The sequence below is a fragment of the uncultured Agitococcus sp. genome, from assembly GCF_937920075.1.
GTDB lineage: Bacteria > Pseudomonadota > Gammaproteobacteria > Pseudomonadales > Moraxellaceae > Agitococcus.
The window spans coordinates 1-13,781 of record NZ_CALETI010000279.1; the positions used below are offsets into that span (position 1 = coordinate 1).

A 13,781-nucleotide genomic window follows, 5' to 3' on the forward strand; every position below is an offset into this window, starting at 1 on the left:
CTATTGTTTTTGCCATCATTATTTTCGGGCTAAACATTAGTTCGACCCGTATTTTCGCCGAATCTGAATTTTGGCTTGCCCTTGTTAAAGTCATTACCGTGATTGCATTTATTATCCTCGGTTTATTGGCTATTTTCGGCTTAATTCCTTTTCATGGTTCAGAATCAGCACCGTTATTTCACAATTTAACCGCACATGGTTGGTTCCCTCAGGGCTTAGTTCCAATTTTCACCACCATGTTAATTGTTAACTTTGCATTTTCTGGGACTGAGTTGATTGGTGTTGCGGCTGGTGAAACCAAAAACCCAGCAGAAAATGTCCCTAAAGCGATCAATGCTGCAATTTGGCGTTTACTTATTTTCTTCGTTGGTACCATCATCGTGATCAGTGCCCTACTGCCATTTCAAGTGGCAGGCTTGGGTGGTGAAGGTGTCAGTAGTAGCCCTTTTGTAACCGTGTTTAAATATATTGGTATTCCTTATGCCGATGATATTATCCGCTTCGTGATTATTACGGCTCTATTATCTGCTGCAAACTCAGGGCTTTATGCAGCATCACGAATGATGTGGTCTCTGTCTGATCAACGCCAACTGCCAAGCATATTTTCAAAACTTTCTAAGAGTGGCACGCCGATTATTGCGCTTATCGTCACGATGTTTGGTGCAATTCCAGGGCTTTTATCAGAACATTTGGCACCTGAAACTATCTTCAAAAATTTATTGGGTGTGGCTGCATTCACCATGGTTATTGTGTGGATGAGCATTTGCTTGAGTCAATTTAATTTTAGACGTCAGTGGTATAAAGCTGGACACACTGTAAAAGACTTAAAGTTTGCTGCACCACTTTACCCAATTGTCCCTATTTTAGGATTTGTGTTCTGTTTGATTACTGGTTTAAGTATGGCAGCCGATCCAGAAATGTATGCGGGCTTTATTGGTTGTTTAATCTTTATTGCAGCTTGTTATTTGAGCCACTACGTTTTTTATCGTGAGCGTAAATAAAAATCATGAAGATAAAAATGCAGCTTAAGCTGCATTTTTTAGCTCAATCGAAAACAGTTAATTGGGTGTTTTTTGCTTAAATGCTTCATTTTGATTATTTATTCGACGATATGTTTTATTTTTAGACACTCATAAACTTTTTTTAGATTTTCTTGAGAAAAGTGTTTGACACCCTACCTAATTCACCCTAATATACGCCCACCTCTGAAACGTCCCTATCGTCTAGAGGCCTAGGACATCGCCCTTTCACGGCGGTAACCGGGGTTCGAATCCCCGTGGGGACGCCAGATTCCGAAAGCCCGCTAATAGCGGGTTTTTTTATGCTGTTAAATAATGTACGACGATGCAATGAACGAACTTTTCGTTCTATTATAAGCAGTGATGTGTAAGTCTTAATCGTTGCATACTAAATACTTTAAAAACAGCTTTTATCAGGATTTACGCGCTTAACGCTTGTCTGCCAAACACGTTACTTGCCTCATCCTGTTTACTGAATTTAAGGAACAGTTTGTATGTTTACCCTTCATCCTCGTTTAGCCGAAGACACCTTACCTTTGGGTGATTTTCCTTTAAGCTCTTGCCGTTTAATGAATGATATGCACTACCCTTGGTTAGTGTTAGTCCCTCGTGTGCCTAGTGTTCGTGAAATCTACGAATTATCAGTCCGCGATCAACATCAATTATTACGTGAATCCTCTTGGGTAAGCGAACAATTAGCTAAGTATTTCCGCGCCGAAAAAATGAATGTTGCTGCAATTGGTAATTTAGTCCCACAGTTACACATTCATCATGTAGTTCGTTATAGTAACGATGCTGCTTGGCCACAACCTGTATGGGGCAAACAACCTGCTATGCCTTATACACCTGAAAATTTAGCGGTTATGCGCGAAACCTTAATGTTAGCGTTTCGTGGTCGTGACGGTGTTCCTTTTGAGTGGACATTAAGCTAATCAACGCTTAATTGCTCAGGTTACTTCAACCTGAGCAATCTTTATCATAATAACTACCTTAACCGATTAAACCACGAATTGCTTGCTCAGAGGCAATCCATTGTTGATGATGCGGCAAATCATTCCATGCTAATTTTCCCTTACCGCGTAAGGCATTAAAACGATGCTGATGAGGCATACGTGGATGCTTTTCTAAATATTCTAAAATTTGTACTGCACCTGATCGGTTGTTACAGGCCAAGACCATATCACAACCCGCCTCTAAAGCAGCATCGGCTCTATCGGCATAACCACCAGCAACACCAGCCCCTTCCATACTTAAATCGTCAGAAAAAATAACACCTTCAAAACCCATTTTTTGCCGTAATAAATCTTGCAGCCAAATTGGCGAAAATCCAGCAGGACGATTATCAACTTCTGGATAAATAACATGAGCAGGCATAATCCCTTGTAATTGATTACTCAATGCTTTAAACGGCACAAGGTCAAAGGCATCAATCTGGGCAAATGTACGATTATCCACAGGAATCGCCACATGAGAGTCGGCTTCTACAGAACCATGTCCAGGAAAGTGTTTACCTGTTGCCGCCATGCCTGCTGCATGCATACCTTGAATATATGAGCGTAATAAAGCTGTCGCTACTTCAGGTTGGCTATGTATAGAACGGTCACCAATCACCCGACTTAAACCAAAATCCACATCTAATACAGGTGCAAAACTAATATCAACACCAATTGCTAAGACTTCTGCTGCCATTAACCAGCCACATTGATAAGCAAAGTTGCTAGCTTTTTGGGCATCTTTACTAAACAAATCACCAATTGCTTTCATCGGTGGTAACTTAACAAAACCATCTTTAAAGCGTTGAACACGACCACCTTCTTGATCAACCGCAATAATAATTTCGGGACGAATTGCACGAATACTTTTTACTAAGGCCTGAATTTGTTCTATGCCTGCAAAATTACGTGCAAAAAAGATTAAACCACCCACATGTGGATGGCGTAACACTTCTTTATCTTCGGCATCTAGCTCTAAACCAGCTACATCCAGCATTAATGCACCATTCATATTTTTTCTCCTATCAATTTTTAGATTAATCTTATGATTAATCTTAGATTCTTTTCTGTGTATATTCTCTGTTTTTTCATGATCTAACCGCTACAAAATTCAATCACGAATCTCTATAATGAAGCTTAAGTCAGCAGTCCGCTGATAATTTGCTAAATATAAAGAAACACATGGCCGCAATTACACGTAAACATATTTTATGGTCAGCCGCCTTTGGGGGCTTAGTCTTTTTTTCGGGTGTTTTTGCCAAACAAGCCGCTGCACCCTCACCTGTTGAACCAAACAAGGAAGAAGTTAAGGCCGCACGCTCAACAGTGATGATGCTCAAACATCTGCACTACGAACACAAAAAACTAAATGATGCTTTATCTAGTCAAATCTTAGATCGTTATCTTAAAGATTTAGACCCCACACGTGCTTACTTTTTGGCAAGTGATATTGCTGAATTTGAAGAGTATCGCTACCTATTAGATGATGATTTAGGGCGTGGTGACTTAACACATGGTTTTGCCATTTACACACGCTATCAACAACGTTTTAATCAACGCCTAGATTATGTCTTAAAAGAACTTAAAAAAGGTAGTAAAAACTTTGACTTTACCGCAGATGATAGCCTAGAAGTTAAGCGAGAAAACGCACCTTGGGCAAAAGAAGCTCAAGAATTAGATAGTTTATGGTACAAACGCTTAAAATCTGCCGTTTTAAGCCTTAAATTATCAGGCAAAAAAGACGAAGAAATCTTTAAGCTATTGACCAAACGTTACGAAACTCAGCGTAACAATATGAATCGTAATAAAGCAGATGATGTGTTTCAAACTTTCATGAACGCATTTACTGAAACTTATGATCCCCATACCGAGTATTTTTCGCCACGCACATCTGAAAACTTCAATATTAATATGAGTTTATCTTTGGAAGGAATTGGTGCTGTATTACAAGCTGAAGATGACTATACCAAAATTGTTCGTCTAGTCCCTGCAGGACCTGCTGAAAAATCTAAACAGCTAAAACCCAATGACCGCATTGTTGCTGTTGCTCAAGGTGATGGCGAATTTGTTGATGTGGTTGGTTGGCGTGTTGATGAGGTGGTCGATTTAATTCGTGGCCCCAAAAATAGTACTGTACGTTTACAAGTTTTACCTGCTAACGCAGTAGATGAACATCAAACCAAGGTGGTTAGCATTGTTCGTCAAACCATTAAACTCGAAGAGCAAGCCGCACAAAAACGTGTAATGACCATAACACGCCAAGACAAAGACTATAAAATTGGTGTAATTAAGCTGCCAACGTTTTATGCCGATTTTGCCGCCATGCAAGCAGGAGACCCTAATTATCGCAGTACCACGCGTGATGTGGCCAAACTGATTGATGAACTAAAAGCAGAAAAAATAGATGGTTTAGTCCTTGATTTACGCAATAATGGTGGTGGCTCACTCAGTGAAGCTAATTCTCTAATTGGTTTATTTATTGAAACAGGCCCAACCGTACAAGTTAAAAATGCCAATTTAGAAGTGGAATTGCTAGGTGACTCAGACCCTGCTGTTGCTTATGATGGCCCCTTAGTGGTGATGACTAATCGCTTATCTGCTTCTGCTGCCGAAATTGTAGCTGGAGCCGTTCAAGATTATGGTCGAGGTTTAGTCGTTGGCTCAACCACTTTTGGCAAAGGCACTGTACAAGCTTTACGTGAACTAAATCATGGCCAACTCAAATTAACTGAGGCCAAATTTTACCGCATTTCAGGCGCGAGTACCCAACATAAAGGCGTAGAAGCTGATATTAACTTCCCTAATATTTTTCAAGGTGGTGATATTGGCGAGTCTTCCTTAGAAAATGCCTTACCGTGGGATACGATTTCACCTGCACGTTATTTGCCTTACTCAGGTTTTAGTCGTCAATTGCCTATTCTTAAATTAAAGTCTCAGCAACGCCAAGCGGCGAACCCTGATTTTCAATATCTAAATGCTCAAATTACCTTGGCGGATAGTTTAAGAAAAGAAACGTCCATTTCTTTAAACGAAGCCAAACGTAAAAAAGAGCAAGAAGAATTGGATAACAAACGTCTTGCTATTGAAAATGAACGTCGAGCTGCTAAAGGCCAAGAGTTATTAAAAACTTGGCGTGAAGCTGAAGCAGCCAATGATGAAGAAAAAGAAGATGAACTAGCGGATTCTAACAAAAAGGAAAAACCAGAAGACGAGGCTTTTGTCAAAGAGGCTGCCGAAGTTTTATTAGATGCTACCCTAACCGAAGCACCTAAAGAATCGGTTGCTAAAGGTCGTTAAGGCCTTGTTTTTTGGTTTCGACTCCGCTCAATCAATGCTGCGCCCTGAGCGGTGGTCACTGAGTGAATCGAAGGGCATTTTTTTAACTAGCCAATATTGCTAATACAAACGTTGTAACTTATCTATAGGCTGTAAATACCAATACACCCATGCCGTTAACCACTGTCCTGTTGCTAACAGGACAGGCGTTAAACGTCTTTCATATTCAGGATGATCCCCAGTTGCTTCTTCAAACTCATCTAAAGTTGGCCACAAATCTGCTGCACACGCATACACATCTCCTTCTATCCAACTATCCCCATGTACAATGGCAGGATAATAACTCACTTGATACAAATGCCCTCTCACTTTAGCATGGCCAATAAATTCGGCATGTTGTGCTAACCAAAGCCCCATCGGATGTGTGGATTGCCGTCTTAAGGTACCATAAACAAATAAATAGGTGTTCTCCATGACTTTACCTTTAGTATTAGCCTCTACTTCTGTGTTTAGACGTGAATTATTAACACGCTTAACAAGCGATTTTTGTCAAGATAGCCCAAATGTTGATGAGGCTCCCCTAAGCAATGAGTCTGCGCCACAATTAGCAGAACGATTAGCCATAAATAAAGCACAGGCCTTAGCCAGTCTATATCCACAACATTTGATTATTGGTTCTGACCAAGTTGCTAGCTTTAACAATCAACTTATTGGTAAACCCCATACACACGAAAATGCTATTCAACAATTATTAACTTTTAGTGGTCAACGTGTCGATTTTTATACAGGGCTTTGTTTATTTAACAGTCAAACACAACAACTACAATCATCTGTTGAAGTATTTAGCGTATTTTTTCGAGTATTAACCCCACAACAAATCGAAAATTATTTATACAAAGAACAACCGTATCAATGTGCAGGTAGTTTTAAAAGTGAAGGTTTAGGCATTTGTTTATTTGAAAAAATGCAAGGTGATGATCCAACAAGTTTGATTGGTTTGCCACTTATGAAACTGGTCACATTTTTAAAAAATGAGGATTATCAAATAGTTTAGTGTGCCAATTGGCACACAGAATCTTATGTGGATATGTTTATGATCGCGCTAAATACATATCAACCGACAAGGATAGCATCATGTCCAAAAAGCTTTTTAGCACACTTCTTATCGGATTATTCGTTTCTACTAATAGTTACGCACAGTGGCAACCCACAGGCAAACTAAGTTGGCAAATCCAATTTGCTGGCACGTTAAATACCAACGTCAATGCTCAAGTCTATGATATTGATTTATTTGACACACCTCAAACAACGATTCAACAACTACAAAACCAAGGCAAAAAAGTTATTTGTTATATGAGTGCTGGTAGCTCTGAAAATTGGCGACCTGATTTTAATCGCTTCCCTAGCTCGGTTAAAGGCCGCAATTTAAGTGGTTGGGCAGGTGAAAAATGGCTAGATATTCGTCGTTTAGATATTTTAATGCCGATTATGAGTGATCGTATGGCACTGGCCAAACAAAAAGGTTGTGATGCAATTGATGCTGATAATGTGGATGGTTATAGCAACCGAACAGGCTTTAAACTGACATACAACGATCAATTAAACTATAACCGAGCTTTAGCTAATGAAGCTCATCGCTTGGGTTTAGCAATTGGTTTAAAAAATGATTTAGGTCAGATTGTTGATTTAGTGAACTATTTTGATTTTGCAATTAATGAAAGTTGTATAATTTATAATGAATGCAGTTTAGTATCTCCCTTTATCGCTCAAAATAAACCCGTTTTTCATATTGAATATCAAAGCGACATCAACACTATTTGTAGTGTTGGCACTAGCTATGGGTTTAGCTCAATGAAAAAAAATACAAACTTAGATGAATGGCGAGAAAGCTGTCTATAGTAATCAAAAAGGGGCATTTTCTGCCCCTTTTTATTTACCAAATATTATTAGATTTGCCTCGCTTCTCGGCAACATCGCGTTTTTGCTGACGCAAATAACCACCACGACGCGCTGGTAAAGGATTTTCCTCTAATTTTTCAGCACGACGTTTAGCCAAACCATACAAGCCTGTACCAATACGCGGTTTTAGCTTAACTAAAGCCGCCAAGCCATCAATTTCGTCTTTATCTAACTCTAACCAACGTCCCATACGCAAATGACGAGCTAAAGACACAGTACCATATCGAATACGTAATAAACGGCTCACTTTTAACGCTTGTGATTCAAACAAACGACGTACTTCGCGGTTGCGGCCTTCTTTGACCACCACTTCATACCAGCGGTTAATGCCTTCACCACCCACTTCGCTCATTGACTCAAACTTGGCGGGGCCATCTTCGAGCATTACGCCATTTAATAAGTTTTGACGCATTTCTGGGGTAATTTCACCCATCACACGCACCGCATATTCGCGCTCAACTTCATTAGAGGGATGCATTAAACGATTTGCCAATTCACCATCGTTTGTAAATAACAATAAACCACTACTGTTAATATCCAAACGCCCAACCATGACCCAACGCTCACCATTTAACGGAGGTAAGTTGTCAAATACGGTTGGCCGACCTTCAGGGTCTTGGCGAGAACAAATTTCGCCTTCAGGCTTGTAATACACTAACACACGGCGACGTGTTTCTTCTTCAAGGGTAAAAGACACACGACGGCCATCAATTCTTAATTCGTCTGTTGCTTCAATGCGCTGACCAATTTCAGCAATTTTACCATTGACGCTAACACGGCCTTCAACAATCGCTTCCTCCATGTGACGACGAGAACCTAAACCAACACGGGCTAGGACTTTTTGCAATTTTTCGCTCATGGCTCTTCAATACTCACTATTTAACCAACAGTATTAATCTTTCAGACAAGAGTTTTCACTTTGTCTACTTTGGATTGGTGCTATAGCACTAATCCGTCTCTACCCTACAGTCACAATGTGGCTATTATTCTTTTTCCACACGATTTGTTGTAGCCAATTCGGCTTCTATAGTATCTAAATCACGCAAAGCTGCTAAGGGCGGCAAATCAGCTAAGCCTTTCAAACTAAACGCATCCAAAAACTCACGAGTCGTTGCCAATAAAGCGGGTCTACCTGGCACTTCGCGATGACCAACAACCACAATCCAATCTCGGTCAAAAAGGGCTTTAATGATTTGCGTACTCACCACGACACCACGAATTGCTTCAATTTCAGCTCGGGTAACAGGTTGGCGATAAGCAATAATCGCTAAAGTTTCTAACATCGCCCGTGAGAGCTTGGGTGGCTTGTCTTGCCACATTTTGCTAATCCACGGACTAAACTTCGCACGGACTTGAAAACGATAACCAGAGGCAACCTCAACCACTTCTAAAGGGCGCGTTGCATAGTCATTTTGCAACTCTTTAATCAGCGTTTGTATTTGTTGACGAGTCGGTTTTTCCTCATCAGCAAATAAACTTAACAACTCTTCAACCGACAAAGGGCTAGGACTGGCAAATATCGCACTTTCGAGGATATTTTTCAGTAAGCTCTGACTGAGCTTCATGCTAACTCCCTATATTCTCTCACATAAATCGGCGCAAAAACGCTTTCTTGTACTAATTCTATCATTTTTTGTTTCAATAACTCTAAAATAGCCATAAAAGTCACAACAACACCGATTCGCCCTTCTTTGACGGTGAATAACTCATAAAATATAACCGTTTCACCAGACGCCAAACGCGCTAAAACTTCTCTGAAACGTTGTTCTAAACTTAAACCTTCTTCTGCAATGATATGACTTTTTTGCAACTGCGCACGTTGTAATACATCACGCATTGCTTCTAATAACAAAGAAAAATCGCCCACAAAAGGCTCAGTCGCTAATAACTCTCGAACTGGCGGTTCGACATGGGTTAAAAAAATGTCTCTACCTTCTTGTGGTAAATCACCCAAATCTTCTGCTGCCTTTTTAAAACGCTCATACTCTTGTAAACGACGAATTAACTCGGCGCGCGGATCTTCTTCTTCGGCTTCAGGATTTTTTGGCTTAGGCAACAATAAACGCGATTTAATTTCGGCCAACAAAGCCGCCATTAATAAATACTCTGCCGCTAAATCAATATTCAGCTCTTGCATTAACTCAATATAACTAATGTATTGGCGGGTAATTTCGGCAATGGGAATATCTAATATATCCAAGTTTTGTTTGCGAATTAAATACAGCAATAAATCTAAAGGCCCTTCAAATGCTTCTAAAAATACTGCCAAGGCATCAGGCGGAATATATAAGTCTTCAGGAACTTGGGTAATAAACTCATCATAAACACGCGCCAATGCCTGTTGGCTATCAAGCAACACATCATCAGGCGTGTCTATAACAAGTTCTGTCATTGCGAATTACCGATAACTTAAGCCCATTGCTGCACGCACATCTTTCAGTGTGTCTTCAGCAACATCACGTGCACGTTCAGCACCTTCAGTTAATAAACTATAGATTAACTCTGGACTTTCTTCATACTCACGCGCACGTACACGCATTGGCTCTAATTCAGCATTAATCGCTTCGGTAATTGGCTTTTTACACTCTAAACAACCAATACCAGCTGAGCGACAACCTTGTTGAACCCATTGTTTGGTTGATTCATCCGAATAGATTTCATGTAATTGCCACACTGGACACACATCTGGATTACCCGCATCGGTACGACGAATACGAGCAGGATCAGTTGGCATACGACGCACTTTTTGATCAACGTCATCAGGTGCTTCACGCAAAGAAATGGTATTACCATAAGATTTAGACATCTTTTGGCCGTCTAAACCAGGCATTTTAGCCGCAGGTGTTAACAAGGGTTGTGGTTCTGGCAGAATAATTTTGCCACCACCTTCTAAAGAGCCTAATAAACGCTCTTTGTCACCCAACGTAATATTTTGTTGAGCTTGCACTAAGGCTTGTGCAGTGGCTAGGGCTTCAACATCACCCGACTCTTGATATTTTTTGCGTAAATCAACATACACTTTGCTAGCTTTTTTGCCCATTTTTTGAATGGCGGCTGCAACTAAGTCTTCAAAGCCAATTTCTTTACCAAATAAATGATTGAAACGACGAGCCACTTCACGCGTTAATTCGATATGTGCGACTTGGTCTGCACCGACAGGCACTAAACCTGCACGATATAATAAAATATCGGCACTTTGTAATAAGGGATAGCCTAAAAAGCCATAGGTGGCTAGGTCTTTCTCTTTTAACTTTTCTTGTTGATCTTTATAGGTTGGCACACGCTCTAACCATGATAAAGGCGTCATCATCGACAACAATAAATGCAACTCAGCATGTTGTGGCATTTGTGACTGGACAAAAATAGTTGCTGTTTTAGGGTTTACGCCAGCGGCCAACCAATCAACCACCATCGCAAAAACACTTTGTTTAATAATGCGAGGATCTTCATAGGCCGTTGTTAAGGCGTGCCAATCTGCAACAAAAAAGAAACAGTCATGCTCATATTGTAATTTTGCCCAGTTTTTTAGCACGCCATGATAATGGCCTAAATGTAACTGACCTGTTGGACGCATACCTGATAAAACACGTTGAGAAGCGGCGACACTCACCCTAGACACTCCAAAAGAGAAAAAGATTTTTAAATTATACGATTAGACAAAGAAAAAAGGCAGACCCTAAGGTCTGCCCAAAAAAACAAAAACTACCATAAACATGGAGGATGATACCTAAGAAAGGCAACAAGGCTAATCTCATCCCAAAGACTAGCTGTCCAGTGATATTACTCCTAGATATTTCATTTTTGCAATGATTTTTTTAGTTTTTTTATACAAATAAATTATTTATGATAAATATCTCATTTTATAGGTGATAAATTTAGGTAATTAAGAAGTATTCTCATTAAATAAACGGACTAATATCGCCTGCACCCTCACGAATTATAATTGGATTACCAGACTCACTTAAATCAACCACCGTTGTTGGTATTAACGTGCCAAATCCACCATTAATCACTAAATCTAATTGTTTGCCTAAACACTCAAAAATATCTTCAGGATCATATAGTGGTTCTGATTCATTGGGTAGTTGTAATGTCGCAGTTAATAATGGCTCATTTAACTCTGCTAATAAGGCTTGGCAAATGGCATGGTCTGGCACACGTAAACCAATGGTCTTACGTTTTGGGTGCATAAGGCGTCTAGGCACTTCACTACTTGCCGTTAGAATGAAGGTATATGCAGCAGGCGTATGCGCCTTTAATAAACGATAGGTGGGATTATCAACTTTGGCATACGTGGCAATATCAGATAAGTCGCGACATAATAAGGTAAAATGATGCTTATCAGTTAATTGTCTAATACGAATAATACGCTCTAAAGCATTTTTATCGCCTAAATGACAACCCAAGGCATACCCCGAATCAGTTGGATAAGCAATCACTCCACCATTACGGATAATTTGTACCGCTTGTTTAATTAAACGCGCCTGAGGATTATCTGGATGAATATGAAAATATTGACTCATTTATTATATCCCTCAAATATTATTATATTAATTTAGATTAATATTTAATAACTGCCAAACTGGCATACAAATGCTTGGCTGCTGAGCAAAATGGCCAAGCTTTAACCAAGGCATGGTTGTACCATGATAATCACTGCCTTGCGAAGCATATAATTCAAATCGTTGTGACAAAGCTGCCAAATTATTAATAATATTCACTTTTTCATTTGCCGTATTCACTTCCATGGCTTGACCACCTGCTTGTTTAAAATCGGCTAATAAGGCACGCAATTTGGTTTGTGATAAGTTATAACGTGCAGGATGTGCCAACACTGCTACCCCACCTGCTTGTTGAATCCATGCAATCGCCGTTAACATATCTGTCCACGGCATCGGTACTGCCGCTGGTTTACCTGTGGCTAAATATTTATCAAAGGCTTTTTGCAAATTATTGACAATGCCTCGATTTAATAAACATTGAGCAAAATGCGCGCGCCCGACTCTATTTTCATCGCCCTCAGCTAAAGCCAACATCTCTGGCCATGTATCTTTAATACCTAGCTGCGCTAATTTTTCAGCAATTAATTTGCCGCGTTTGGCTCTTGCTTGAGCTTGCTCTGCCAATCCTGCTAATAAATTAGTGTTTTGTGGGTCAATACCTAAGCCAACAATATGGATTAATTGTTTTTGCCACACTGCCGAAATTTCTACGCCATTAATAATGGTTAAACTAGTACCTTGCGCTGCCTGATGTGCTTCTGCTAAACCATTGATACTATCATGGTCGGTTAAGGCTAAGTATTGCAGTTGGGCAGCAAGTGCTTGTTGCACCAGTTGACTGGGGCTTTGTGTGCCGTCAGAAAAAAAACTATGACAATGTAAATCAATAGAAGGCATGACAGATGACAAAAAGATGATTAAGATTCGCTAAATTGTCCCACAAAGCATCAGATTATGAAACAATGGCTTGACTTTATTCCTTTATTTGCCTTTTTTGCCACGTTTAAAACTTTAGGTATTTTTCCTGCAACGGCTGTATTAATTGGCAGTTCTATTTTAGTGTATGGCGGTTTGTGGTTAAAAGAACGCCACCTCGAAAATGGCCAAAAAATCACCCTCGTCGCCACGATTTTATTTGGTAGTGCAACGCTGTTATTACATGATGAAGCCTATTTAAAATGGAAAGCACCTGTTATTAATTGGATTTTTGCTGTTGCCTTTTTAATCAGCATGTATATTGGCAAAGAGCCTTTAGTACAAAAAATGTTAGGTAAAGCCTTTGATATGCCTGCAACTGTTTGGCGTAAACTCAATTGGGCATGGATTGGCTTTTTTATTTTTGCTGGGGCAAGTAATGCCTATGTTGCCTTTTATTTTGAAAAATATTGGGTGGACTTTAAAGTTTTTGGCAGTTTAGCGATGACCATCATTTTTATGATTGCACAATTTACTTTATTATCTCGCTACTTACGTCCCGAATTAACTCAAGAGAAATAATATGTGGTATGCCATTATAGCTGAAGACAAACCAAACACACTCAGCCAACGTTTAGCCGCCCGTCCTGATCATGTTGCTCGTCTAAAACAACTGCAAGCTGAAGGCCGTTTATTTGTTGCCGGCCCACATCCTGCAATTGATAGTGAAGACCCCGCCGAAGCAGGTTTTACGGGCAGTTTAATTATTGCTGAATTTGCTAGCTTAACAGAGGCACAAGCATGGGCTGCTAATGACCCTTATATTGCCGCAGGCGTTTATCAACAAGTTACCGTAAAACCCTTTAAAAAAGTATTACCATGATTCAGATCACCACGACAGGTATAGGTCAAACATTGAAATCTATTGTCTTTTTGTGCAGTTTACTCTCATTGCCGTCCTTAAGTTATGCACAAGATGATGATATTGAAGAGTTAAGACAACCTACCCCTGTCGTGAGTGAAAAACCTAAACCAGAAACACCAAAGACGGTAGAGAAAAAAACCACCTCCGAAAACTCTGCTAACAGCGAAAAAAAGCCATCCACAGAAAAGCCTAA

16 protein-coding genes and 1 tRNA gene are annotated in these 13,781 nt (G+C 39.9%); 9 read left to right on the top strand and 8 right to left on the bottom strand.

What is annotated here, in order from left to right:
* From Q0212_RS09705 to Q0212_RS09715, 3 genes are all read left to right on the top strand, one after another.
* Positions 1–1,001: amino acid permease (locus Q0212_RS09705; RefSeq protein WP_297924873.1), on the top strand; the 1,001-nt coding region annotated here is incomplete at its 5' end.
* Positions 1,002–1,212: 211 nt separating this feature from the next.
* Positions 1,213–1,288 (top strand) — tRNA-Glu (locus Q0212_RS09710).
* Between the two features lie 225 nt (positions 1,289–1,513).
* Complete coding sequence (locus tag Q0212_RS09715; protein ID WP_297924875.1) at positions 1,514–1,951, top strand: HIT domain-containing protein; 438 nt, start codon at positions 1,514–1,516, stop codon at positions 1,949–1,951.
* A gap of 58 nt (positions 1,952–2,009) precedes the next feature.
* On the opposite strand, the gene nagZ is transcribed toward Q0212_RS09715, so the two are convergent.
* Positions 2,010–3,023 carry a beta-N-acetylhexosaminidase gene (gene nagZ / locus Q0212_RS09720; protein WP_297924876.1) on the bottom strand — a complete coding sequence of 338 codons (1,014 nt, stop codon included), beginning with the start codon at positions 3,021–3,023 and terminating at the stop codon, positions 2,010–2,012.
* Positions 3,024–3,193: 170 nt separating this feature from the next.
* Here nagZ and Q0212_RS09725 point away from each other — a divergent pair, with 170 nt between their 5' ends.
* On the top strand, positions 3,194–5,308 hold the full coding sequence (locus Q0212_RS09725; protein WP_297924899.1) for a carboxy terminal-processing peptidase: 2,115 nt from the start codon (positions 3,194–3,196) through the stop codon (positions 5,306–5,308).
* A 99-nt stretch (positions 5,309–5,407) separates the two neighbouring features.
* On the opposite strand, the gene Q0212_RS09730 is transcribed toward Q0212_RS09725, so the two are convergent.
* Positions 5,408–5,761 carry a gamma-glutamylcyclotransferase gene (locus Q0212_RS09730; protein ID WP_297924901.1) on the bottom strand — a complete coding sequence of 118 codons (354 nt, stop codon included), beginning with the start codon at positions 5,759–5,761 and terminating at the stop codon, positions 5,408–5,410.
* Between Q0212_RS09730 and Q0212_RS09735 the strand changes: the two genes are divergently transcribed.
* Both Q0212_RS09735 and Q0212_RS09740 read left to right on the top strand, forming a co-directional pair.
* Positions 5,760–6,341, top strand: coding sequence for a nucleoside triphosphate pyrophosphatase (locus Q0212_RS09735; protein ID WP_297924902.1), 582 nt, complete (start codon positions 5,760–5,762; stop codon positions 6,339–6,341). The genes Q0212_RS09730 and Q0212_RS09735 overlap by 2 nt on opposite strands.
* A gap of 80 nt (positions 6,342–6,421) precedes the next feature.
* On the top strand, positions 6,422–7,186 hold the full coding sequence (locus Q0212_RS09740) for an endo alpha-1,4 polygalactosaminidase (RefSeq protein WP_297924905.1): 765 nt from the start codon (positions 6,422–6,424) through the stop codon (positions 7,184–7,186).
* 34 nt (positions 7,187–7,220) lie between these two features.
* Here the strand turns inward: Q0212_RS09740 and rluB are convergent, their stop codons facing one another.
* The 6 genes from rluB to Q0212_RS09770 form a co-directional block, all read right to left on the bottom strand.
* Positions 7,221–8,105: a 23S rRNA pseudouridine(2605) synthase RluB gene (gene rluB / locus Q0212_RS09745; protein WP_297924907.1), complete on the bottom strand. Its 885-nt coding sequence runs from the start codon at positions 8,103–8,105 to the stop codon at positions 7,221–7,223.
* A gap of 124 nt (positions 8,106–8,229) precedes the next feature.
* On the bottom strand, positions 8,230–8,811 hold the full coding sequence (gene scpB / locus Q0212_RS09750; protein WP_297924909.1) for an SMC-Scp complex subunit ScpB: 582 nt from the start codon (positions 8,809–8,811) through the stop codon (positions 8,230–8,232).
* Positions 8,808–9,638: a segregation/condensation protein A gene (locus Q0212_RS09755; protein ID WP_297924910.1), complete on the bottom strand. Its 831-nt coding sequence runs from the start codon at positions 9,636–9,638 to the stop codon at positions 8,808–8,810. The genes scpB and Q0212_RS09755 overlap by 4 nt, the downstream gene beginning before the upstream one ends.
* Before the next feature lie 6 nt (positions 9,639–9,644).
* Positions 9,645–10,856, bottom strand: a complete 1,212-nt coding sequence (locus Q0212_RS09760; RefSeq protein WP_297924912.1) for a tryptophan--tRNA ligase — start codon at positions 10,854–10,856, stop codon at positions 9,645–9,647.
* 289 nt (positions 10,857–11,145) lie between these two features.
* Positions 11,146–11,769 (bottom strand): L-threonylcarbamoyladenylate synthase, encoded by a 624-nt coding sequence (locus Q0212_RS09765; RefSeq protein ID WP_297924914.1) that lies wholly within the window; start codon positions 11,767–11,769, stop codon positions 11,146–11,148.
* Between the two features lie 27 nt (positions 11,770–11,796).
* On the bottom strand, positions 11,797–12,645 hold the full coding sequence (locus tag Q0212_RS09770) for a PHP domain-containing protein (protein WP_297924915.1): 849 nt from the start codon (positions 12,643–12,645) through the stop codon (positions 11,797–11,799).
* Positions 12,646–12,702: 57 nt separating this feature from the next.
* On the opposite strand from Q0212_RS09770, the gene ispZ reads away from it, so the two are divergent.
* The 3 genes from ispZ to Q0212_RS09785 all read left to right on the top strand — a co-directional run.
* Positions 12,703–13,245, top strand: coding sequence for a septation protein IspZ (gene ispZ / locus Q0212_RS09775; RefSeq protein ID WP_297924917.1), 543 nt, complete (start codon positions 12,703–12,705; stop codon positions 13,243–13,245).
* Between the two features lies 1 nt (position 13,246).
* Positions 13,247–13,546: a YciI family protein gene (locus tag Q0212_RS09780; RefSeq protein WP_297924918.1), complete on the top strand. Its 300-nt coding sequence runs from the start codon at positions 13,247–13,249 to the stop codon at positions 13,544–13,546.
* Positions 13,543–13,781, top strand: a 239-nt coding sequence (locus Q0212_RS09785) for a hypothetical protein (protein WP_297924920.1), incomplete at its 3' end; no start/stop codon positions are given. The genes Q0212_RS09780 and Q0212_RS09785, both read left to right, overlap by 4 nt.